We start from the raw sequence: 21,001 nt of genomic DNA, 5'->3' as shown, positions 1-21,001 counted from the left end.
TGCACCATGCCTGATGCGACGCTTGACGCGTCTTATCAGGCCTACAATGGGTACCGGATCGGTGTAGGCCGGATAAGGCGTTCACGCCGCATCCGGCAATCAAATGAGCACCTGCTTAACTGAACTTACTCTGTGCCCACATCACGCCGCTGGCATATTCCGGCGGCAGCAGCGGGATTAAGGCTTCCAGCGTCGCGGACAGACGCGATGTGTCGCTGTCGGTCAAATTCAGATGCCCCACTTTACGGCCCGGACGGACTTCTTTGTCGTACCAGTGCAGATGCACCAGCGGCAGTTTCAGCCAGTCATAATTCACATCGCTACCAATCAGATTGATCATCACCGACGGATTATTCACCACTGGTTGCGGTAACGGCAGATCGGTAATCGCCCGCAGATGCAGCTCAAACTGGCTGATGCTGGCACCGTTTTGTGTCCAGTGACCGCTGTTATGCACACGCGGAGCCAGTTCGTTGATCAGCAGACCTTGCGGGGTGACAAAACACTCCATCGCCATCACGCCCACATAGCCCAGCTCCTGCATAATCGCCGACAGCATCTCTTCGGCTTGCGCCTGCTGCTGTGCGTTGGCCTGCGGAAAAGCGACGCTGGTGCGCAAAATACCGTCCTGATGCAGGTTATGCGTCAGCGGATAAAACACGGTGCTGCCATCAAAGCCGCGCGCGCCAACCAGCGACACTTCACCAGAGAAGTTAATGCCCTGCTCGACAATACATTCGCCGTAGCATTCAGCCGGTAACTGCTCGGTTTCATCGGCGCGTAAACGCCATTGACCGCGACCGTCATAGCCACCAGTGCGACGCTTAACAATCGCCAGCTCACCTAAACGATCAAACACCGCAGGCCACTCGCTGCGTTCGGCAAGTAACTGCCACGGTGCAGTCGGCAGGTGGAGCTTATCGAAAAGCTGCTTCTGAGTCAGACGGTCAGCAATAATCGGGAACACATCGCGGTTCACAAAGGCCGGATGGCGCGCCAGCTCGCGGGTTAATGCGGTTTCCGGCCAGCGTTCGATCTCAGCGGTAATCACGCTTTGTTGAAAAGGCACCGCCGCCGGTTCAGCGTCCAGCCCGACTGGCCAGACAGCAATGCCTAACGGTTCGCCTGCCTGACGCAGCATACGGCCTAACTGCCCGTTACCGAGGACGCAAACCTGTTTCATGCCGCACCTCGCGGGTCCGGGTTTTCCAGCACTTCGTCGGTCTGGGCTTTGCGCCAGTCATTCAGACGCTGGTGCAGTTCTTTATCATGAGTCGCAAGAATTTGTGCTGCCAGTAACGCCGCGTTTGCCGCGCCAGCTTTACCAATCGCCAGCGTACCCACCGGAATGCCGCGCGGCATTTGTACGATGGAGTAGAGGCTATCGACACCGCTCAGTGCGGCGCTCTGTACTGGCACGCCCAGCACCGGCACCAGCGTTTTGGCGGCAATCATGCCTGGCAGATGCGCTGCGCCGCCTGCGCCCGCAATAATCACCTGATAACCGTTCTCTTCGGCGCTTTCGGCGAAGCTGAACAGTTTATCGGGGGTGCGGTGAGCAGAAACCACTTCAACGTGGTGCGGGACATTCAGGATTTCGAAGATTTCGGCGGCGAACTGCATGGTAGCCCAGTCGCTTTTGGACCCCATCACGATGGCGACACGCGCCGGATTATTGCGGGAAGACATGCGTCTTAAAACTCCTGTGGTGCACAACTCTCGGCTTTAGAGGGCACAGAGAATAGCACGGAAAGAGAGCAAGGAAAACGGTTGCGTGGCTGTGAAATCAGCAAAGTTGCGGGTTTTTTAAAACGGAAAATGAATCAGCTCAACGTCATCCGCCGTGACTTTCACCATCGAACCTTCTGTATGCCAGGCACCGAGTACCACGCGAAAAGCAGGTTGCTGGTTGGCGATAAGTTCATGTACCGCCGGGCGATGGGTATGCCCGTGGATCAGCCATTGCACCTGATGTTTTTCCATCGCACTGACTACCGCGTTTTGGTTAACGTCCATGATCGCCAGCGATTTACTGCTGTTGGCTTCTTTACTGTTCGCTCGCATTCGCGCGGCAATGCGTTTGCGCACAAACAACGGCAGGGCGAGGAATAGCGTTTGCAGCCAGGGTTTGTGGACTTTGGCGCGAAAAGCCTGATAACCCGCGTCATCGGTGCACAGCGTGTCGCCATGCATAATCAACACCCGGCGACCATAAAGTTCGAGCACCTTTTCTTCCGGCAATAATGTCATGCCGCTTTCACGGGCAAAGCGTTTGCCGAGCAGAAAATCACGGTTGCCATGAATGAAATAACAGGGAACGCCGGAATCGGACACCGCTTTGATCGCTGCCGCCATCTGGCGATGGAGTGGGTTGGGATCGTCGTCGCCAATCCATGCTTCAAACAGATCGCCAAGAATATACAGCGCGTCGGCCTTGCGGGCTTCCCCCGCTAAAAAACGCAGAAAACCGGCGGTGATCGCCGGTTCTTCCACGCAGAGATGAAGATCTGCAATAAAGAGTGTCGCCACGATTACTCGCTAACGGTCACGCTTTCAATGATAACGTCTTCTTTTGGCACGTCCTGGTGCATACCGCTACGACCGGTTGCAACACCTTTGATTTTGTCTACCACGTCCATGCCGTCAACCACTTCAGCAAACACGCAGTAGCCCCAACCTTGCAGGCTTTCGCCAGAGAAGTTCAGGAAGTCGTTATCAACCACGTTGATGAAGAACTGTGCAGTTGCAGAGTGCGGAGCCTGAGTACGTGCCATTGCCAGCGTACCACGGGTATTTTTCAGGCCGTTGTTGGCTTCGTTTTTGATCGGTTCTTTGGTGGCTTTTTGTTTCATGCCCGGTTCAAAACCGCCGCCCTGAATCATAAAGCCGTTGATAACACGGTGGAAAATGGTGTTGTTGTAAAAACCTTCGCGGCAGTAGTCCAGGAAGTTTTTAACTGTTTCAGGTGCTTTATCGTCAAAAGTTTTGATGACAATATCGCCGTGATTGGTGTGGAAAGTAACCATTTTTGCATCCTGTTCCGTTTGATTGGTGCTTCAACCCAGTTCGGGTCATATATAGGGTGGTGTTATAGCATAACCGCACGATCGGATCATCACGCAATGTATGCTGATTCGCGCGGGAAATATGGGTATTATACGCAACTCAATTACCCACACATGTCTAAACGGAATCTTCGATGCTAAAAATCTTCAATACTCTGACACGCCAAAAAGAGGAATTTAAGCCTATTCACGCCGGGGAAGTCGGCATGTACGTGTGTGGAATCACCGTTTACGATCTCTGTCATATCGGTCACGGGCGTACCTTTGTTGCTTTTGACGTGGTTGCGCGCTATCTGCGTTTCCTCGGCTATAAGCTGAAGTATGTGCGCAACATTACCGATATCGACGACAAAATCATCAAACGCGCCAATGAAAATGGCGAAAGCTTTGTGGCGCTGGTGGATCGCATGATCGCCGAAATGCACAAAGATTTTGATGCGTTGAACATTCTGCGCCCGGATATGGAGCCGCGCGCGACGCACCATATCGCAGAAATTATTGAACTCACTGAACAACTGATCGCCAAAGGTCACGCTTATGTGGCGGACAACGGCGACGTGATGTTCGACGTCCCGACCGATCCAACTTATGGCGTGCTGTCGCGTCAGGATCTCGACCAGCTGCAGGCAGGCGCGCGCGTTGACGTGGTCGACGACAAACGCAACCCAATGGACTTCGTTCTGTGGAAGATGTCGAAAGAGGGCGAACCGAGCTGGCCGTCTCCGTGGGGCGCGGGTCGTCCTGGCTGGCACATTGAATGTTCGGCAATGAACTGCAAGCAGCTGGGTAACCACTTTGATATCCACGGCGGCGGTTCAGACCTGATGTTCCCGCACCACGAAAACGAAATCGCGCAGTCCACCTGTGCCCATGATGGTCAGTATGTGAACTACTGGATGCACTCGGGGATGGTGATGGTTGACCGCGAGAAGATGTCCAAATCGCTGGGTAACTTCTTTACCGTGCGCGATGTGCTGAAATACTACGACGCGGAAACCGTGCGTTACTTCCTGATGTCGGGCCACTATCGCAGCCAGCTGAACTATAGCGAAGAGAACCTGAAGCAGGCGCGTGCGGCGCTGGAGCGTCTCTACACTGCGCTGCGCGGCACAGATAAAACCGTTGCGCCTGCCGGTGGCGAAGCGTTTGAAGCGCGCTTTATTGAAGCGATGGACGACGATTTCAACACCCCGGAAGCCTATTCCGTGCTGTTTGATATGGCGCGTGAAGTAAACCGTCTGAAAGCAGAAGATATGGCAGCGGCGAATGCAATGGCATCTCACCTGCGTAAACTTTCCGCCGTATTGGGCCTGCTGGAGCAAGAACCGGAAGCGTTCCTGCAAAGCGGCGCGCAGGCAGACGACAGCGAAGTGGCTGAGATTGAAGCGTTAATTCAACAGCGTCTGGATGCCCGTAAAGCGAAAGACTGGGCGGCGGCAGATGCGGCGCGTGACCGTCTTAATGAGATGGGGATCGTGCTGGAAGATGGCCCGCAAGGGACCACCTGGCGTCGTAAGTAATTGCGCTATTGCCGGATGCGAGTTTTCGCATCCGGTTATCGTCTGCGCCACCACAACATTCCCATCAGTAGCATCCCCGGCAACCACACCCACATCAATTCAGAAATAATCACCTGATGCCCGTACGCTGTGGTGTAACGAGACAATGCAAACGGCGCGACTTTAATCACCTGCCAGGGAGCGAAAAAGCGTTCATCTGACCACGGCCACAGCCAGCCAACCCCTTTACCGCCAGTGGTTACCGAATCCAGCAAGCTGTGCGATAGCAACGAGACGGTTAAAAACAGCCAGCAGCGAATCAGCCCAGCCCTGAACCATCGACGTCCAATCAGCACACATAACAGCGGGACAACAAACGCAAACACCAGCGAATGGGTAAACCCGCGATGACCAAAAACATTGCCGTAAGCAACGCCAAAATTAAACGACAAGACGTCGGCATCGGGCAGCATCGCCAGGATGATTCCGGCAAATAACAGGCGCGGAGGGATGACTTTCGAACCCAACCCTAAACCAATGCATAGGGGAACGGCGGCGTGCGTAATAACGGTTGGCATGATGGTCGCTTCGGCAAAATGTCGATGCTATCAGCATGGATGAACGGGGCGTAGAGGGCAAAAGTCTGAAAAGAGAACCGGCCTGTTGATACAGGCCGGGAAAGGGATCAGGCAACAACCTGTACGCTGTGACCTGCAAAACTCACTGTCTGACCGGCGACGATTTTGCAGCGTTTGCGCGTTTCAACCGTACCGTCGACTTTCACCTGGCCTTCGGCAATCGCGATTTTCGCCTGCGCGCCGCTTTCGCTCCAGCCTTCCAGTTTCAGCAAGTCGCACAGCTCAACGTGCGGATGTTTACCTAAAGAAAATGTCGCCATGTTACTCATCCTGTGGATCATGATATTCAACGCACGCCTGTAGCGTGTTTTCAATCAGCGTGGCAACCGTCATCGGGCCAACGCCGCCGGGAACAGGCGTAATGTATGAGGCGCGTTTAGCCGCGTCTTCAAACACGACGTCGCCCACAACTTTGCCATTTTCCAGACGGTTGATGCCGACATCAATCACAATTGCGCCTTCTTTGATCCAGTCACCGGGAATAAAGCCTGGCTTGCCAACGGCAACGATCAATAGATCGGCATTTTCTACGTGATGACGCAGATTTTTAGTGAAGCGGTGAGTCACTGTAGTGGTGCAACCTGCCAGCAGCAGTTCCATGCTCATCGGGCGGCCAACGATATTCGATGCGCCAATCACCACGGCGTTGAGGCCGAAGGTATCAATGTTGTAACGCTCAAGCAGCGTGACGATACCGCGCGGGGTGCAGGGACGCAGACGCGGCGCGCGCTGGCACAGACGACCGACGTTGTAAGGATGGAAACCGTCCACGTCTTTGTCCGGATGAATACGTTCCAGCACTTTGACGTTATCAATACCCGCCGGTAACGGCAGTTGAACCAGAATGCCATCGATGGTGTTGTCGGCATTCAGCGTATCGATAAGCTCCAGCAGCTCCGCTTCGCTGGTGGTTTCCGGGAGGTCATAAGAGCGGGAGACGAACCCGACTTCTTCACAAGCCTTGCGTTTGCTTGCGACATAAATTTGCGATGCAGGGTTACTACCCACCAGCACAACGGCCAGTCCTGGTGCCCGCAGTCCGGCTGCAATACGCGCCTGAACTTTTTGAGCAACTTCAGAGCGCACCTGCTGCGCAATCGTTTTACCGTCAATAATCTTTGCTGCCATCAGAGAGAGGATTCCATCTGTTACGTAGGTCGAAGGGGATGCGCCTATTTTGTCAGAAGCGGGGCGCGCTGTCAGGTTTCGTTTCAGATTTATCGCGTGAAGCGACCTCTTGCGAAGGTGAGGCGCACCGTCGCTGAGACTGAAAGCTTCATTTTTCGTCCATGATGGCGTTGTAAATCTGGAACTGATTTATTTCCTTGTCTAAGGATTAAGATAATTTAAGAAATACCTGACAATATAAAAAGAATTTTCAGCCTGGTAATTTACCGCTTCAGGTCTATATTTGTGTTGAATATATTATGCGCGGAAGTATTCATCTAACGGGGCTCTCTATTTTTTAGAATAGAGTGCATATTTTCAATTAAGACATTCTTAGAGGATAAAAAGGAATTTACTACTATCAGTGTCTTAAATAAAGTAATCGGTTATATACGGATGTGGAGTCGATAAATGAGATTGAAGGAATATATATGAAATTAAGATTTATTTCGTCTGCGCTGGCTGCCGCACTATTCGCCGCTACGGGTAGTTATGCTGCCGTTGTAGATGGCGGTACAATTCACTTTGAAGGCGAACTGGTGAATGCTGCCTGTTCAGTGAATACTGACTCGGCAGACCAGGTTGTCACACTCGGTCAATATCGTACCGATATTTTCAATGCTGTTGGTAATACCTCTGCATTAATTCCATTCACCATTCAGTTGAACGACTGCGATCCTGTTGTTGCCGCTAATGCTGCCGTTGCATTTTCTGGTCAGGCTGATGCAATCAATGATAATTTATTGGCCATTGCATCCAGTACCAATACAACAACAGCAACGGGTGTCGGTATTGAAATACTTGATAATACATCCGCAATTCTCAAACCTGATGGGAATAGCTTCTCAACCAACCAGAACTTGATCCCCGGGACCAACGTTCTTCATTTTTCTGCACGTTATAAAGGCACCGGTACAAGTGCATCAGCAGGGCAAGCAAATGCTGACGCGACTTTTATTATGAGATATGAATAATCAAAACCACGTTGTTTTGAATTATATATCACGTCTTATAACAAAGTAATGTACCGGTTGTCTGAAGCGGTATGGTGGCAATGTAAATCGAAATCATGTTCACTTTGTATCATGCCGCTTTATTAAATGAAAAGGGAATGATGTGTTGTAAGAAACCAAAGCAATCATTTCTTTATATTCCTTATTTTTGCCGTCAGGAATACACAAGGCGTATTAACTATGATGACTAAAATAAAGTTATTGATGCTCATTATATTTTATTTAATCATTTCGGCCAGCGCCCATGCTGCCGGAGGGATCGCATTAGGTGCCACGCGTATTATTTATCCCGCTGATGCTAAACAGACTGCGGAATGGATTAGAAATAGCCATACCAATGAGCGCTTTCTGGTCAATTCGTGGATTGAAAACAGCAGCGGTGTAAAAGAAAAGTCATTCATCATTACACCGCCACTGTTTGTTAGTGAACCCAAAAGCGAAAATACTTTGCGTATTATTTACACCGGTCCACCGCTGGCAGCAGATCGTGAGTCTCTGTTCTGGATGAATGTTAAGACGATCCCTTCGGTAGATAAAAATGCATTGAACGGCAAGAATGTTTTGCAACTGGCGATTTTATCGCGCATGAAATTATTTCTCCGTCCAATTCAATTACAAGAATTACCCGCAGAAGCGCCGGACACACTCAAGTTTTCGCGATCCGGTAACTATATCAATGTTCATAATCAATCACCTTTTTATGTCACCCTGGTTAACTTACAAGTGGGCAGCCAAAAGTTGGGGAATGCTATGGCTGCACCCAGAGTTAATTCACAAATTCCCTTACCCTCAGGAGTGCAGGGAAAGCTGAAATTTCAGACCGTTAATGATTATGGTTCAGTAACTCCGGTCAGAGAAGTGAACTTAAACTAACCGAATCATCTGACAATATCAGAGCTAATTATGAAAATACCCACTACTACGGATATTCCGCAGAGGTATACCTGGTGTCTGGCCGGAATTTGTTATTCATCTCTTGCCATTTTACCCTCCTTTTTAAGCTATGCGGAAAGTTATTTCAACCCGGCATTTTTATTAGAGAATGGCACATCCGTTGCTGATTTATCGCGCTTTGAGAGAGGTAATCATCAACCTGCGGGCGTGTATCGGGTGGATCTCTGGCGTAATGATGAGTTCATTGGTTCGCAGGATATCGTATTTGAATCGACAACAGAAAATACAGGTGATAAATCAGGTGGGTTAATGCCCTGTTTTAACCAGGTACTTCTTGAACGAATTGGCCTTAATAGCAGTGCATTTCCCGAGTTAGCCCAGCAGCAAAACAATAAATGCATCAATTTACTGAAAGCTGTACCTGATGCCACAATTAACTTTGATTTTGCAGCGATGCGCCTGAACATCACTATTCCTCAGATAGCGTTGTTGAGTAGCGCTCACGGTTACATTCCGCCTGAAGAGTGGGATGAAGGTATTCCTGCTTTACTCCTGAATTATAATTTCACCGGTAACAGAGGTAATGGTAACGATAGCTATTTTTTTAGTGAGCTCAGCGGGATTAATATTGGCCCGTGGCGTTTACGCAACAATGGTTCCTGGAACTATTTTCGCGGAAATGGATATCATTCAGAACAGTGGAATAATATTGGCACCTGGGTACAGCGCGCCATTATTCCGCTGAAAAGTGAACTGGTAATGGGAGACGGCAATACAGGAAGTGATATTTTCGATGGCGTTGGATTTCGTGGTGTACGGCTTTATTCTTCTGATAATATGTATCCTGATAGCCAGCAAGGGTTTGCCCCAACGGTACGTGGGATTGCCCGTACGGCGGCCCAGCTAACGATTCGGCAAAATGGTTTTATTATCTATCAAAGCTATGTTTCCCCCGGCGCTTTTGAAATTACAGATTTGCACCCGACATCTTCAAATGGCGATCTGGACGTCACCATCGACGAGCGCGATGGCAATCAGCAGAATTACACAATTCCGTATTCAACAGTGCCAATTTTACAACGCGAAGGGCGTTTCAAATTTGATCTGACGGCGGGCGATTTTCGTAGCGGTAATAGTCAGCAATCATCACCTTTCTTTTTTCAGGGCACGGCACTCGGTGGTTTACCACAGGAATTTACTGCCTACGGCGGGACGCAATTATCTGCCAATTACACCGCCTTTTTGTTAGGGCTGGGGCGCAACCTCGGGAACTGGGGCGCAGTGTCGCTGGATGTAACGCATGCGCGCAGTCAGTTAGCCGACGACAGTCGTCATGAGGGGGATTCCATTCGCTTCCTCTATGCGAAATCAATGAACACCTTCGGCACCAATTTTCAGTTAATGGGTTACCGCTATTCGACACAAGGTTTTTATACCCTTGATGATGTTGCGTATCGTCGAATGGAGGGGTACGAATATGATTACGATTACGACGGTGAGCATCGCGATGAACCGATAATCGTGAATTACCACAATTTACGCTTTAGCCGTAAAGACCGTTTGCAGTTAAATATTTCACAATCACTTAATGACTTTGGCTCGCTTTATATCTCTGGTACCCATCAAAAATACTGGAATACTTCGGATTCAGATACGTGGTATCAGGTGGGGTATACCAGCAGCTGGGTTGGCATCAGTTATTCGCTCTCATTTTCGTGGAATGAATCTGTAGGGATCCCCGATAACGAACGTATTGTCGGACTTAATGTTTCAGTGCCTTTCAATGTTTTGACCAAACGTCGCTACACCCGGGAAAATGCGCTCGACCGCGCTTATGCCTCCTTTAACGCCAACCGTAACAGCAACGGGCAAAATAGCTGGCTGGCAGGTGTAGGTGGGACCTTACTGGAAGGCCACAACCTGAGTTATCACGTAAGCCAGGGTGATACCTCGAATAATGGGTACACGGGCAGCGCCACGGCAAACTGGCAGGCCGCTTACGGTACGCTGGGGGTCGGGTATAACTACGACCGCGATCAACATGACGTTAACTGGCAGCTGTCTGGCGGTGTGGTCGGGCATGAAAATGGCATAACGCTGAGCCAGCCTTTAGGGGATACCAATGTTTTGATTAAAGCACCTGGCGCAGGCGGTGTACGCATTGAAAATCAAACTGGCATTTTAACCGACTGGCGCGGCTATGCGGTGATGCCGTATGCCACGGTTTATCGGTATAACCGTATCGCGCTTGATACCAATACGATGGGGAATTCCATCGATGTTGAAAAAAATATTAGCAGCGTTGTGCCGACGCAAGGCGCGTTGGTTCGTGCCAATTTTGATACCCGCATAGGCGTGCGGGCGCTCATTACCGTTACCCAGGGCGGAAAACCGGTGCCGTTTGGATCACTGGTACGGGAAAACAGTACCGGAATAACCAGTATGGTGGGTGATGACGGGCAAGTTTATTTAAGTGGTGCGCCATTGTCTGGTGAATTACTGGTTCAGTGGGGAGACGGCGCGAACTCACGCTGCATTGCGCACTATGTATTGCCGAAGCAAAGCTTACAGCAAGCCGTCACTGTTATTTCGGCAGTTTGCACACATCCTGGCTCATAAAGGAAATTATCAATAAGATAATCTGCAGATTATTATTGGCGATGGCATGTTTGTGTCTGGCAAACATATCCTGGGCTACTGTTTGTGCAAATAGTACTGGCGTAGCAGAAGATGAACACTATGATCTCTCAAATATCTTTAATAGCACCAATAACCAGCCAGGGCAGATTGTTGTTTTACCGGAAAAATCCGGCTGGGTAGGTGTCTCAGCAATTTGTCCACCCGGTACGCTGGTGAATTATACATACCGTAGTTATGTCACCAACTTTATTGTTCAGGAAACTATCGATAATTATAAATATATGCAATTACATGATTATCTATTAGGTGCGATGAGTCTGGTTGATAGTGTGATGGATATTCAGTTTCCCCCGCAAAATTATATTCGGATGGGAACAGATCCTAACGTTTCGCAAAACCTTCCATTCGGGGTGATGGATTCTCGTTTAATATTTCGTTTAAAGGTTATTCGTCCCTTTATTAACATGGTGGAGATCCCCAGACAGGTGATGTTTACCGTGTATGTGACATCAACGCCTTACGATCCGTTGGTTACACCTGTTTGTACCATTAGTTTTGGTGGCCGGGTTGAAGTGCCGCAAAACTGCGAATTAAATGCCGGGCAGATTGTTGAATTTGATTTTGGTGATATCGGCGCATCGTTATTTAGTGCGGCAGGGCCGGGGAATCGACCAGCTGGCGTCATGCCGCAAACCAAGAGCATTGCGGTCAAATGTACGAATGTTGCTGCGCAGGCTTATTTAACAATGCGTCTGGAAGCCAGTGCCGTTTCTGGTCAGGCGATGGTGTCGGACAATCAGGATTTAGGTTTTATTGTCGCCGATCAGAACGATACGCCGATTACGCCTAACGATCTCAATAGCGTTATTCCTTTCCGTCTGGATGCAGCTGCGGCAGCCAATGTCACACTTCGCGCCTGGCCTATCAGTATTACCGGTCAAAAACCGACCGAGGGGCCGTTTAGCGCGCTGGGGTATTTACGCGTCGATTATCAATGAGGTACGGAGAATGAGAAGAGTACTCTTTAGCTGTTTCTGCGGGTTACTGTGGAGTTCCAGTGGATGGGCAGCTGACCCTTTAGGAACGATTAATATCAATTTGCACGGTAACGTTGTTGATTTCTCCTGTACCGTAAACACAGCGGATATTGATAAGACGGTAGATTTAGGCAGATGGCCTACGACACAATTACTGAACGCTGGCGATACCACGGCACTCGTCCCTTTTAGCCTGCGGCTGGAGGGATGTCCTCCGGGTTCAGTTGCGATTTTATTTACGGGAACGCCGGCATCCGATACCAACCTGCTGGCTCTGGATGATCCCGCAATGGCACAAACCGTCGCCATCGAATTACGTAATAGCGATCGCTCCCGGCTCGCACTGGGGGAGGCGAGCCCGACTGAGGAAGTAGATGCAAATGGCAATGTCACACTAAACTTTTTTGCCAATTATCGAGCGTTAGCCAGCGGTGTTTGGCCAGGTGTGGCGAAAGCGGATGCGATATTTATGATCAATTATAATTAATATTATATTAATTCGTATAATTTGGCGTAGTCGATAAGCTCTACAATTGAATGCAAACCTAGCTTGCCATAAATATTAGATTTATGCGCACTAACTGTTTTATTGCTAAGTAATAACTTATCGGCAATTTCTTTATTAGATAATCCGCTAACCAGATAACGTAATATGGTCACTTCACGATTAGATAGCACAGTGATCGTTGAACTATTCGTACTACATTTATTGCTTTTTATATAGTTAAGCGTTTCGCTAGGAAAAAACGTGTATCCGGAGAGGATCATCTGAACGGCATGAAAAATATCATTCTGATCATTGCATTTACTGACAAAACCGTTAGCACCAGCTTGTATCGCTCTGCCAGCATAAAAGCATTCTGATTTCGATGATAAAAATAACACTTTCACTGTGCTCTGGATTTGTTTGATCCTTTTCAGGAAGGTAAAACCGTCTGTTCCGGGCAAGTCTATATCCATAATGATTAAATCAACAGGACGGGTTCGGAGATAATCGATGGTTATGCGGTAATCATCCGTTTTCAGGACAATCTGCAATTCACTGTTTTTTTGCAACAGAACTTCAATAGACATTCTGATGATAGGATGAGTATCCATAATGATCACCGACGTTGGTTTCATAGTTACCAGTCTCATAGGAGCGGACAATTTTCCGTTAGGGCGGTAAATTGTACTTTGATACATGAAAATACGGGTTTTCTTGATTCAGACGCGCAGCGGTGTGCGTTTGTTTGCCACTATAGCGAAATAAATCAGAAAATCAGACGCGGTCGTTCACTTGTTCAGCAACCAGATCAAAAGCCATTGACTCAGCAAGGGTTGACCGTATAATTCACGCGATTACACCGCATTGCGGTATCAACGCGCCCTTAGCTCAGTTGGATAGAGCAACGACCTTCTAAGTCGTGGGCCGCAGGTTCGAATCCTGCAGGGCGCGCCATTACAATTCAATCAGTTACGCCTTCTTTATATCCTCCATAATTCCAGAGTGGGACATATTTGGGACATTATCACCAAAAATGTCGTCTATTTTCCTCGCATGCTCTGTCAAATGATTAGGCGCAAGGTGAGCATACCTACGAACCATTTCTATGGACTCCCATCCGCCCATTTCCTGAAGCACTGATAATGGGACGCCTGACTGAATCAGCCAGCTTGCCCAGGTGTGTCTGAGGTCATGGAAACGGAAATCTTCAATTCCTGCACGACGACAAGCTGATAGCCATGATGTCTTGCTGTCGATGCGCATCTTCCTGACCGCAGGCGTTGATGTTCCATCTGCTCGCTTAGCCGCCTTGGTATGTACAAACACCCATTTGTGATGCTTGCCTATTTGATCACGCAACACTTTACAGGCGGTATCGTTCAGCGCCACACCAATGGCGCGGTTTGATTTGCTCTCTTCTGGATTCACCCAGGCAACTCGTCGCTGCATGTCGATTTGTTGCCATTCCAGATTTATGATGTTCGACTTTCTCAGACCAGTTGCCAGCGCAAACTTGACGACAGATTTCAGTGGTTCGGGGCACTCATCAATAAGGCGTTTTGCTTCCTCCTTTTCCAGCCATCTGACTCGCTTGTTTCTGACCGCTGGTATCTTGATGACAGGCGCTTTTTCCAGCCACTTCCAGTCGCGTTCTGCAGCACGGAGAATAGCCTTTATCATGGCAAGATGCTTTGCCTTTGTCTGAGTTGATACTGGCTTTGGTTCATAAACAGGCAGTTCTTTACCTTTCCTGATGGCGGCCTGAACTTTCTGTTTCCATATTTCTTTCGTCTTTCTGTTATGCATTCTGCTTACAGCAGAGTAAATCTTTGCCTCCGAGATATCTTTAAGCCTTATACCCTCAAAATGTTCAAGCCAGAACTCAATCCGGCTTTTATCTGAATCGAGAGATTTTTTATCAGCTTTTTCCTCAAGCCATCTTAGGCAGGCCTCTTCAAAAGTGACATCAGGTAAATCCCCTAGCTTTTCTACTCGCCAGAGTTCTGCTTTTCGCTTGTCGTGCAACTCCTGAGCTTGCCGCTTGTCCTTTGTGCCAAGAGATTCCTTAATTCGTTTCCCGCCCGGGAGCGAATACGAGGCATACCATATTTCATTTCTGCGGAAGAGTGACATTTTCTTTCCTCTGTTATGCCATCACCCGCGCTCACCTGGACAGTTGATCTTACCCAGCAATAGTGGACACGCGGCTAAGTGAGTAAACTCTCAGTCAGAGGTGACTCACATGACAAAAACAGTATCAACCAGTAAAAAACCCCGTAAACAGCATTCGCCTGAATTTCGCAGTGAAGCCCTGAAGCTTGCTGAACGCATCGGTGTTACTGCCGCAGCCCGTGAACTCAGCCTGTATGAATCACAACTCTACAACTGGCGCAGTAAACAGCAAAATCAGCAGACGTCTTCTGAACGTGAACTGGAGATGTCTACCGAGATTGCACGTCTCAAACGCCAGCTGGCAGAACGGGATGAAGAGCTGGCTATCCTCCAAAAGGCCGCGACATACTTCGCGAAGCGCCTGAAATGAAGTATGTCTTTATTGAAAAACATCAGGCTGAGTTCAGCATCAAAGCAATGTGCCGCGTGCTCCGGGTGGCCCGCAGCGGCTGGTATACGTGGTGTCAGCGGCGGACAAGGATAAGCACGCGTCAGCAGTTCCGCCAACACTGCGACAGCGTTGTCCTCGCGGCTTTTACCCGGTCAAAACAGCGTTACGGTGCCCCACGCCTGACGGATGAACTGCGTGCTCAGGGTTACCCCTTTAACGTAAAAACCGTGGCGGCAAGCCTGCGCCGTCAGGGACTGAGGGCAAAGGCCTCCCGGAAGTTCAGCCCGGTCAGCTACCGCGCACACGGCCTGCCTGTGTCAGAAAATCTGTTGGAGCAGGATTTTTACGCCAGTGGCCCGAACCAGAAGTGGGCAGGAGACATCACGTACTTACGTACAGATGAAGGCTGGCTGTATCTGGCAGTGGTCATTGACCTGTGGTCACGTGCCGTTATTGGCTGGTCAATGTCGCCACGCATGACGGCGCAACTGGCCTGCGATGCCCTGCAGATGGCGCTGTGGCGGCGTAAGAGGCCCCGGAACGTTATCGTTCACACGGACCGTGGAGGCCAGTACTGTTCAGCAGATTATCAGGCGCAACTGAAGCGGCATAATCTGCGTGGAAGTATGAGCGCAAAAGGTTGCTGCTACGATAATGCCTGCGTGGAAAGCTTCTTTCATTCGCTGAAAGTGGAATGTATCCATGGAGAACACTTTATCAGCCGGGAAATAATGCGGGCAACGGTGTTTAATTATATCGAATGTGATTACAATCGGTGGCGGCGGCACAGTTGGTGTGGCGGCCTCAGTCCGGAACAATTTGAAAACAAGAACCTCGCTTAGGCCTGTGTCCATATTACGTGGGTAGGATCAAGTATGCAGCGGAGACTGAAGCGCCGCAATGCAGGCTTGCCGTGTTGTGAGGTAAGGAGATTTTGGCTTGGTTGGATCTTTACGTGTTGCCTGTAGGCGGCCTGTTCGTATCCAGTTGGTGGCGGTTGGTCTGGATATCTTAAGAAACTGACAGGCCTCATCGAGTGTGAGGCTGTATGATTCCATGGTTACCTCTGCTTTTTGAACGCATGTCACGTAACTTCTTAATGTGTTCTGCCGTTTCGATCTCTTCTGCTATCCGATCTGCATCAGCTTTATTCACAGGTTCAAAGTCATGATTAAAGCGGAACATGCTGGCGATACATGTTCTGCCTTTTCGGATGTAGTGAACTTTGTTGTGGGTAGAACGCAGGATTTTGCAGGGAGTGCCGTGGTGGTCGACGTACCAGGTGTTAGGGTATCGAAAGTCTCCGTGCTGATGTTTCTGCTGGGCGTAAGCGCCTGCAAGTCGCCGCCACCTGTGCAAAGTCAACGACCGGAGCCAGCGGCATGGGCGATGGAGAAAGCCCAGGACTTACAGCAGATGCTGAACTCAATTATTACCGTCTCCGAAGTGGAATCGACAAGATAACCGCGCAGGTTAACTACCTGCAGGAATACATCAGGACGCAATGCCTGAAATAATTTTTTTGCAAATCACAAAGTCCATTTAATGAGCCTCGCGATGCGGGGCTTTTTTTACATCTGAATTTCACAGCGCATCTCACGCGCATATTACATCACCCGAGCCTTTCAGAAAGTTGAGCCTGAGAACTGCCGTATATGGTGGCGACCATCTCGGGGCGGCTTTTCTGTGAGACAGGCTCACTTTCTAAAAGGTAAAGACGCTATGAACCAATTAGAAGAAAAGCTTCAAAGAATGATTTCCTTATACAAGGAAGATAACTGCCAAAAAGTTCCTGAAAACATCGCAGAGTTAATGGAATTGGCAAGTGAATTTTCTGGCATGCTTAAGTCGTCAGGTGTTCGGTCAGCGTTCTTTGTTGAAATGCTGATGCACGGCGGACTTATGGCAACAATGAGACGTGTAATGGAAGACCAGAGAAAAGAACCTCCTCAGGTATACGTTTTGTCATCGAAGAAAACTGGGCTAACCAAAATTGGGTATTCATCCAACATTCCACAACGCATCAAATCGCTTGGCAACTCTGGACCAGACTGCTTGAAGCTTGAGTGCCTGATCCCTGGTGGAAGAGAAACTGAAAACATGCTTCATCGCAAATTTGCCGCAAAGAGAAAGCACGGTGAATGGTTCGCCCTGTCCAAGGATGACATTGAGGGATTGAAATCTGTAGCGATTACTTCTGATGGCTATTAATGCTTGTTTAGAGCAATTTTCATAACAACTCTTCATTACAAAGCCCATCTACTGGTGGGCTTGATAATGAAACCGTGATTTACATCCCCACAATCCGGGTATGTAAAAGATAGTTCAGGCGAGAACGGATTTAACTAAATCTGTGCGCCACCAGTTAACGGCAGTACCACGAAACAACCCAAGCCAGTAAGTGGGGAAATAACACCGGCAGCCACTGAAAGATGAACCTCCTGCCTTATGGCAAAAAAGATTCTTTGTGGTGGCGGACTGATGGAAAGACATCCTAATTTCAGCCAAACATTGAAGGAGTTGTTATGTCAGCAGAAGGTTTCAATAACCCATCAAAATTCCGGGATGAGTGGGATAGCAGCGTAAAGAGTAAGTGATGCCATCACAAAAGCCATTCCCTACAGAGTGGCTTTGATAATGGCTTATACCCTACACGGGATAACTTAACTGATATCCCTTTTAAAGGATAAAGGTATTCAAGCCTGACACATCATGCGCTGTATCGTCGCCGTATTCCCGTATTAACAGAGACCGTAGCCCGACGGGGAACTCCTTCTGCGCGAGTGTGCGGGAATAATCAAAAACGATGCACACCGGGGTTACCGGGTACACATATTTCATCATGCCAGCGAGTCCGGTTCTGGCACGGAAGAAACCGGACGTTATGATTTAGTGCGGAAATATTTGTGTAGTGTTCTGAATGTTCTCAGTAAAGAGTAATGAATTATCAAAGGTATAGTAATACCTTTTGTTTTCGTGGATATTTGTAATCCATCTGAAAACCCCTGCTGTAGCAAGATTTTTCCTGTATTCGTAAAATGATAACTCTCCTGATTTGAATCCTTTTAATGTGGCTTCTATAAGGCATTTATTTTTTGAAAATCTTACATTTACAACCTTACCCTGTCCTTTTATTAAAACCGTATTATCGTTTTCAAGAACAAGATGAATATTCTCTGTGGCTAAATAGTAAATGTAATGTGAGACATTGTGACGTTTTAGTTCAGAATAAAACCAGTGATAGTTTAAATTATTTCGCACTTTATCGAATATTTGTTTAAAAATGGCAACCTGAGCCATTGTAGTACCTTCCATGTGATATGAAGGTACCTAGTCTGCACGATTATCTAAATTGCTTCAATCTGGTCTGACCTGCTTTCTGAGCAATTCAGTAATGTCACTCTTTTCTTTGTTTGCTTCAGGCGAAACTCTTTTTTCTGAGCACAGTCTTCGGCGGCAGGCTTCAATGACCCAGGCTGAGAAATTCCCGGACCCTTTTTGATCAAGAGCGATGTTAATTTGTTCAATCATTTGGTTAGGAAAGCGGATGTTGCGGGTTGTTGTTCTGCGGGTTCTGTTCTTCGTTGACATGAGGTTGTCCCGTATTCAGTGTCGCTGATTTGTATTGTCTGAAGTTGTTTTTACGTTAAGTTGATGCAGATCAATTAATATGATACCTGCGTCATAATTGATTATTTGACGTGGTTTGATGGCGTAGATGCACGTTGTGACATGCAGATGATAATTATTATCATTTTGCGGGTCCTTTCCGGCGATCCGACAGGTTACGGGGCGGCGACCTCGCGGGTTTTCGCTATTTATGAAAATTTTCCGGTTTAAGGTGTTTCCGTTCTTCTTCGTCGTAACTTAATGTTTTTATTTAAAATACCCCCTGAAAAGAAAGGAAACGACAGGTGCTGAAAACGGGCTTTTTGGCCTCTGTCGTTTCCTTTCTCTGTTTTTGTCCGTGGAATGAACAATGGAAGTCAACAAAAAGCAGCTGGCTGACATTTTCGGTGCGAGTATCCGTACCATTCAGAACTGGCAGGAGGCTCAGATTGCGTCCATCAGCCAGAGTGTGGCGCGTTTCTCCTCTGCATCCGGCGTGGAGGTGGACAAGGTCGCTGAAGCCTTCGGGAAGCTGACCACAGAGGGGAATACCAATATCTCCGGTGTCACGGTGGTGTTCCGGGCCGGTGAGCAGGAGCAGACACCGCCGGAGGGATTTGAATCCTCTGGCTCCGAGACGGTGCTGGGTACGGAAGTGAAATACGACACGCCGATCACCCGGACCATCACGTCGGCAAACATTGACCGTCTGCGTTTTACTTTCGGCGTGCAGGCACTGGTGGAAACCACCTCAAAGGGGGACAGGAATCCATCGGAAGTCCGCCTGCTGGTTCAGATACAACGTAACGGTGGCTGGGTGACGGAAAAAGACATCACCATTAAGGGCAAAACCACCTCACAGTATCTGGCCTCGGTTGTGGTGGATAACCTGCCGCCGCGCCCGTTTAATATCCGGATGCGCAGGATGACGCCGGACAGCACCACAGACCAGCTGCAGAACAAAACGCTCTGGTCGTCATACACCGAAATTATCGATGTGAAACAGTGCTACCCGAACACGGCACTGACGGAGGATGATGCCCGTCCGGAGGCTCTGCGCCGTTTTGAACTGATGGTGGAAGAGGTGGTGCGTAACGCGTCCGCGGTGGCACAGAACACGGCAGCCGCGAAGAAGCCAGCCGGCGATGCCGGCACATCTGCCCGTGAGGCGGCAACCCATGCGACTGATGCTGCAGGCTCAGCACGCGCAGCCAGCACGTCAGCAGGACAGGCCGCGTCGTCGGCTCAGTCAGCGTCTTCCAGCGCAGGAACGGCATCAACAAAGGCCACTGAAGCGGAAAAAAGTGCTGCCGCTGCAGAGTCCTCAAAAAGCGCGGCGGCCACCAGTGCCGGTGCGGCGAAAAAGTCAGAAACGAATGCGGCAGCGTCACAACAATCAGCAGCCACTTCTGCATCCACCGCGACCACGAAAGCGTCAGAAGCTGCCACCTCAGCCCGGGATGCGGCGGCCTCAAAAGAGGCAGCGAAATCATCAGAAACGAACGCATCCTCGAGCGCCAGTAGCGCAGCTTCCTCGGCAACGGCGGCAGGAAATTCCGCGAAGGCGGCAAAAACGTCCGAGACGAACGCCAGGTCTTCTGAGACGGCAGCGGGACAGAGCGCCTCAGCTGCGGCAGGCTCAAAAACAGCGGCTGCGTCGTCTGCCAGTGCCGCGTCAACAAGTGCCGGGCAGGCCTCAGCCAGTGCCACCGCCGCCGGAAAATCGGCAGAAAGTGCCGCATCGTCTGCTTCAACAGCCACAACGAAGGCTGGCGAAGCCACTGAACAGGCCAGCGCAGCAGCGAGGTCAGCTTCCGCAGCGAAGACATCCGAAACGAACGCGAAAGCGTCGGAAACCAGCGCAGAATCCTCAAAAACGGCTGCCGCATCGTCCGCCAGTTCGGCGGCGTCATCGGCCTCATCGGCGTCTGCTTCAAAAGATGAGGCGACCAGACAGGCATCAGCAGCGAAAGGCAGCGCCACGACGGCATCCACGAAAGCAACAGAGGCGGCAGGCAGTGCGACGGCAGCATCTCAGAGCAAAACTACTGCTGAATCCGCTGCGACCCGTGCGGAAGCTGCTGCTGATCGTGCTGAAGAGATTGCCGGTGCAGTTGCGATGGAAGACGCAAGCCTTACAACTAAAGGTGTTGTGAAACTTAGCAGTGCTGTTGATAGCACCAGTGAATCGCTGGCCGCAACGCCAAAAGCAGTTAAAGCAGCCAATGACAATGCGAATAGCAGGGTGCCATCTAACCGAAAAGTTAACGGAAAAGCACTGACTGCGGATATAACATTAACGCCGAAAGATATTGGTACTTTAAATTCAGTAACGATGTCTTTCTCTGGCGGGGCTGGGTGGTTCAAACTGGCTACGGTTACCATGCCA

At 49.4% G+C, this 21,001-nt stretch carries 20 protein-coding genes, 1 tRNA gene and 6 pseudogenes; 14 read left to right on the top strand and 13 right to left on the bottom strand.

Annotated elements, in window-relative coordinates; genetic code table 11:
* Positions 1 to 115: 115 nt before the first annotated feature.
* The 4 genes from purK to ppiB all read right to left on the bottom strand — a co-directional run bounded on the left by purK (position 116) and on the right by ppiB (position 3,026).
* Positions 116 to 1,183, bottom strand: coding sequence for a 5-(carboxyamino)imidazole ribonucleotide synthase (gene purK, locus AB4H76_RS16830; protein WP_021577110.1), 1,068 nt, complete (start codon positions 1,181 to 1,183; stop codon positions 116 to 118).
* Positions 1,180 to 1,689: a 5-(carboxyamino)imidazole ribonucleotide mutase gene (gene purE / locus AB4H76_RS16825; protein ID WP_001295318.1), complete on the bottom strand. Its 510-nt coding sequence runs from the start codon at positions 1,687 to 1,689 to the stop codon at positions 1,180 to 1,182. Before purE ends, purK begins: the two co-directional genes overlap by 4 nt.
* 117 nt (positions 1,690 to 1,806) lie before the next feature.
* On the bottom strand, positions 1,807 to 2,529 hold the full coding sequence (gene lpxH / locus AB4H76_RS16820; RefSeq protein ID WP_000212253.1) for a UDP-2,3-diacylglucosamine diphosphatase: 723 nt from the start codon (positions 2,527 to 2,529) through the stop codon (positions 1,807 to 1,809).
* Between the two features lie 2 nt (positions 2,530 to 2,531).
* A complete protein-coding gene (gene ppiB / locus AB4H76_RS16815) occupies positions 2,532 to 3,026 on the bottom strand; it encodes a peptidylprolyl isomerase B (RefSeq protein WP_000255997.1) in 495 nt (164 codons plus the stop codon).
* Positions 3,027 to 3,199: 173 nt separating this feature from the next.
* Between ppiB and cysS the strand changes: the two genes are divergently transcribed.
* Positions 3,200 to 4,585 carry a cysteine--tRNA ligase gene (cysS, locus tag AB4H76_RS16810; RefSeq protein WP_000912345.1) on the top strand — a complete coding sequence of 462 codons (1,386 nt, stop codon included), beginning with the start codon at positions 3,200 to 3,202 and terminating at the stop codon, positions 4,583 to 4,585.
* Positions 4,586 to 4,620: 35 nt separating this feature from the next.
* On the opposite strand, the gene AB4H76_RS16805 is transcribed toward cysS, so the two are convergent.
* From AB4H76_RS16805 to folD, 3 genes are all read right to left on the bottom strand, one after another.
* On the bottom strand, positions 4,621 to 5,142 hold the full coding sequence (locus tag AB4H76_RS16805) for a metal-dependent hydrolase (protein ID WP_001143558.1): 522 nt from the start codon (positions 5,140 to 5,142) through the stop codon (positions 4,621 to 4,623).
* Positions 5,143 to 5,249: 107 nt separating this feature from the next.
* On the bottom strand, positions 5,250 to 5,462 hold the full coding sequence (gene ybcJ, locus AB4H76_RS16800; RefSeq protein ID WP_000190292.1) for a ribosome-associated protein YbcJ: 213 nt from the start codon (positions 5,460 to 5,462) through the stop codon (positions 5,250 to 5,252).
* 1 nt (position 5,463) lies between these two features.
* Positions 5,464 to 6,330 (bottom strand): bifunctional methylenetetrahydrofolate dehydrogenase/methenyltetrahydrofolate cyclohydrolase FolD, encoded by an 867-nt coding sequence (gene folD, locus AB4H76_RS16795; protein WP_000729160.1) that lies wholly within the window; start codon positions 6,328 to 6,330, stop codon positions 5,464 to 5,466.
* A 470-nt stretch (positions 6,331 to 6,800) separates the two neighbouring features.
* On the opposite strand from folD, the gene fimA reads away from it, so the two are divergent.
* The 5 genes from fimA (at position 6,801) to sfmF (ending at position 12,440) form a co-directional block, all read left to right on the top strand.
* Entirely contained in the window at positions 6,801 to 7,343 is a 543-nt protein-coding gene (gene fimA, locus AB4H76_RS16790; protein WP_000776555.1) for a type 1 fimbrial major subunit FimA, read from the top strand.
* Positions 7,344 to 7,562: 219 nt separating this feature from the next.
* Positions 7,563 to 8,255: a type 1 fimbria chaperone FimC gene (gene fimC, locus AB4H76_RS16785; protein WP_077491460.1), complete on the top strand. Its 693-nt coding sequence runs from the start codon at positions 7,563 to 7,565 to the stop codon at positions 8,253 to 8,255.
* Positions 8,256 to 8,285: 30 nt separating this feature from the next.
* On the top strand, positions 8,286 to 10,895 hold the full coding sequence (locus tag AB4H76_RS16780) for a fimbrial biogenesis usher protein (protein ID WP_001358768.1): 2,610 nt from the start codon (positions 8,286 to 8,288) through the stop codon (positions 10,893 to 10,895).
* Between the two features lie 41 nt (positions 10,896 to 10,936).
* Positions 10,937 to 11,914: a type 1 fimbria D-mannose specific adhesin FimH gene (gene fimH / locus AB4H76_RS16775; RefSeq protein WP_420062609.1), complete on the top strand. Its 978-nt coding sequence runs from the start codon at positions 10,937 to 10,939 to the stop codon at positions 11,912 to 11,914.
* 10 nt (positions 11,915 to 11,924) lie between these two features.
* Complete coding sequence (gene sfmF, locus AB4H76_RS16770) at positions 11,925 to 12,440, top strand: fimbria assembly protein (protein ID WP_077491458.1); 516 nt, start codon at positions 11,925 to 11,927, stop codon at positions 12,438 to 12,440.
* A 2-nt stretch (positions 12,441 to 12,442) separates the two neighbouring features.
* On the opposite strand, the gene fimZ is transcribed toward sfmF, so the two are convergent.
* Positions 12,443 to 13,075, bottom strand: a complete 633-nt coding sequence (fimZ, locus tag AB4H76_RS16765; protein WP_000805422.1) for a fimbria biosynthesis transcriptional regulator FimZ — start codon at positions 13,073 to 13,075, stop codon at positions 12,443 to 12,445.
* Positions 13,076 to 13,317: 242 nt separating this feature from the next.
* Here fimZ and AB4H76_RS16760 point away from each other — a divergent pair.
* A tRNA-Arg gene (locus tag AB4H76_RS16760) sits at positions 13,318 to 13,394 on the top strand.
* A gap of 15 nt (positions 13,395 to 13,409) precedes the next feature.
* On the opposite strand, the gene AB4H76_RS16755 is transcribed toward AB4H76_RS16760, so the two are convergent.
* Positions 13,410 to 14,573 carry an integrase gene (locus tag AB4H76_RS16755; protein WP_001299447.1) on the bottom strand — a complete coding sequence of 388 codons (1,164 nt, stop codon included), beginning with the start codon at positions 14,571 to 14,573 and terminating at the stop codon, positions 13,410 to 13,412.
* Between the two features lie 109 nt (positions 14,574 to 14,682).
* Here AB4H76_RS16755 and AB4H76_RS16750 point away from each other — a divergent pair.
* Positions 14,683 to 15,845 (top strand): IS3-like element IS3 family transposase gene (locus tag AB4H76_RS16750; RefSeq protein ID WP_085947771.1). Its coding sequence is split into 2 segments (ribosomal slippage): positions 14,683 to 14,944 and positions 14,944 to 15,845, totalling 1,164 coding nucleotides; the frame shifts between segments, so codons are not numbered across the junction.
* 30 nt (positions 15,846 to 15,875) lie between these two features.
* Here the strand turns inward: AB4H76_RS16750 and AB4H76_RS16745 are convergent.
* Positions 15,876 to 16,061, bottom strand: a pseudogene (locus AB4H76_RS16745) (helix-turn-helix domain-containing protein); the annotation flags it as partial.
* Positions 16,033 to 16,251 carry a DUF4222 domain-containing protein gene (locus AB4H76_RS16740; protein WP_044081341.1) on the bottom strand — a complete coding sequence of 73 codons (219 nt, stop codon included), beginning with the start codon at positions 16,249 to 16,251 and terminating at the stop codon, positions 16,033 to 16,035. The gene AB4H76_RS16740 and the pseudogene AB4H76_RS16745, both read right to left, overlap by 29 nt.
* On the opposite strand from AB4H76_RS16740, the pseudogene AB4H76_RS16735 reads away from it, so the two are divergent.
* The 3 genes and pseudogenes from AB4H76_RS16735 to AB4H76_RS16725 form a co-directional block, all read left to right on the top strand.
* A pseudogene (locus tag AB4H76_RS16735) lies at positions 16,171 to 16,401 on the top strand (Rz1 family lipoprotein); the annotation flags it as partial. The gene AB4H76_RS16740 and the pseudogene AB4H76_RS16735 overlap by 81 nt on opposite strands.
* A pseudogene (locus tag AB4H76_RS16730) lies at positions 16,296 to 16,520 on the top strand (lysis protein); the annotation flags it as partial. The pseudogenes AB4H76_RS16735 and AB4H76_RS16730, both read left to right, overlap by 106 nt.
* 205 nt (positions 16,521 to 16,725) lie before the next feature.
* On the top strand, positions 16,726 to 17,214 hold the full coding sequence (locus AB4H76_RS16725; protein WP_016245257.1) for a GIY-YIG nuclease family protein: 489 nt from the start codon (positions 16,726 to 16,728) through the stop codon (positions 17,212 to 17,214).
* A gap of 678 nt (positions 17,215 to 17,892) precedes the next feature.
* On the opposite strand, the gene AB4H76_RS16720 is transcribed toward AB4H76_RS16725, so the two are convergent.
* Positions 17,893 to 18,303, bottom strand: a complete 411-nt coding sequence (locus AB4H76_RS16720) for a DUF1398 domain-containing protein (RefSeq protein ID WP_000079508.1) — start codon at positions 18,301 to 18,303, stop codon at positions 17,893 to 17,895.
* A gap of 57 nt (positions 18,304 to 18,360) precedes the next feature.
* Entirely contained in the window at positions 18,361 to 18,594 is a 234-nt protein-coding gene (locus AB4H76_RS16715; protein WP_001309326.1) for a YlcI/YnfO family protein, read from the bottom strand.
* Positions 18,595 to 18,982: 388 nt separating this feature from the next.
* On the opposite strand from AB4H76_RS16715, the pseudogene AB4H76_RS16710 reads away from it, so the two are divergent.
* The 3 pseudogenes from AB4H76_RS16710 to gpJ all read left to right on the top strand — a co-directional run.
* Positions 18,983 to 19,054 (top strand): annotated as a pseudogene (locus tag AB4H76_RS16710) (terminase small subunit); the annotation flags it as partial.
* Positions 19,052 to 19,157, top strand: a pseudogene (locus AB4H76_RS16705) (hypothetical protein); the annotation flags it as partial. The pseudogenes AB4H76_RS16710 and AB4H76_RS16705, both read left to right, overlap by 3 nt.
* A pseudogene (gene gpJ / locus AB4H76_RS16700) lies at positions 19,151 to 20,851 on the top strand (TipJ family phage tail tip protein); the annotation flags it as partial. The pseudogenes AB4H76_RS16705 and gpJ, both read left to right, overlap by 7 nt.
* Positions 20,852 to 21,001: the final 150 nt, after the last annotated feature.

The sequence above is a fragment of the Escherichia sp. UTM R2 genome, assembly GCF_048593455.1.
Lineage (GTDB): Bacteria > Pseudomonadota > Gammaproteobacteria > Enterobacterales > Enterobacteriaceae > Escherichia > Escherichia coli.
This window is presented reverse-complemented; position numbering and strand designations above follow the sequence as displayed.

What these genes read in the sequence shown, in the direction of transcription:
- purK (WP_021577110.1), bottom strand. Translation starts at nt 1,183, where the DNA reads ATGAAACAGGTTTGCGTCCTCGGTAACGGGCAGTTAGGCCGTATGCTG.
- purE (WP_001295318.1), bottom strand. Translation starts at nt 1,689, where the DNA reads ATGTCTTCCCGCAATAATCCGGCGCGTGTCGCCATCGTGATGGGGTCC.
- ppiB (WP_000255997.1), bottom strand. Translation starts at nt 3,026, where the DNA reads ATGGTTACTTTCCACACCAATCACGGCGATATTGTCATCAAAACTTTT.
- cysS (WP_000912345.1), top strand. Translation starts at nt 3,200, where the DNA reads ATGCTAAAAATCTTCAATACTCTGACACGCCAAAAAGAGGAATTTAAG.
- AB4H76_RS16805 (WP_001143558.1), bottom strand. Translation starts at nt 5,142, where the DNA reads ATGCCAACCGTTATTACGCACGCCGCCGTTCCCCTATGCATTGGTTTA.
- ybcJ (WP_000190292.1), bottom strand. Translation starts at nt 5,462, where the DNA reads ATGGCGACATTTTCTTTAGGTAAACATCCGCACGTTGAGCTGTGCGAC.
- folD (WP_000729160.1), bottom strand. Translation starts at nt 6,330, where the DNA reads ATGGCAGCAAAGATTATTGACGGTAAAACGATTGCGCAGCAGGTGCGC.
- fimA (WP_000776555.1), top strand. Translation starts at nt 6,801, where the DNA reads ATGAAATTAAGATTTATTTCGTCTGCGCTGGCTGCCGCACTATTCGCC.
- fimC (WP_077491460.1), top strand. Translation starts at nt 7,563, where the DNA reads ATGATGACTAAAATAAAGTTATTGATGCTCATTATATTTTATTTAATC.
- AB4H76_RS16780 (WP_001358768.1), top strand. Translation starts at nt 8,286, where the DNA reads ATGAAAATACCCACTACTACGGATATTCCGCAGAGGTATACCTGGTGT.
- fimH (WP_420062609.1), top strand. Translation starts at nt 10,937, where the DNA reads ATGGCATGTTTGTGTCTGGCAAACATATCCTGGGCTACTGTTTGTGCA.
- sfmF (WP_077491458.1), top strand. Translation starts at nt 11,925, where the DNA reads ATGAGAAGAGTACTCTTTAGCTGTTTCTGCGGGTTACTGTGGAGTTCC.
- fimZ (WP_000805422.1), bottom strand. Translation starts at nt 13,075, where the DNA reads ATGAAACCAACGTCGGTGATCATTATGGATACTCATCCTATCATCAGA.
- AB4H76_RS16755 (WP_001299447.1), bottom strand. Translation starts at nt 14,573, where the DNA reads ATGTCACTCTTCCGCAGAAATGAAATATGGTATGCCTCGTATTCGCTC.
- AB4H76_RS16725 (WP_016245257.1), top strand. Translation starts at nt 16,726, where the DNA reads ATGAACCAATTAGAAGAAAAGCTTCAAAGAATGATTTCCTTATACAAG.
- AB4H76_RS16720 (WP_000079508.1), bottom strand. Translation starts at nt 18,303, where the DNA reads ATGGCTCAGGTTGCCATTTTTAAACAAATATTCGATAAAGTGCGAAAT.
- AB4H76_RS16715 (WP_001309326.1), bottom strand. Translation starts at nt 18,594, where the DNA reads ATGTCAACGAAGAACAGAACCCGCAGAACAACAACCCGCAACATCCGC.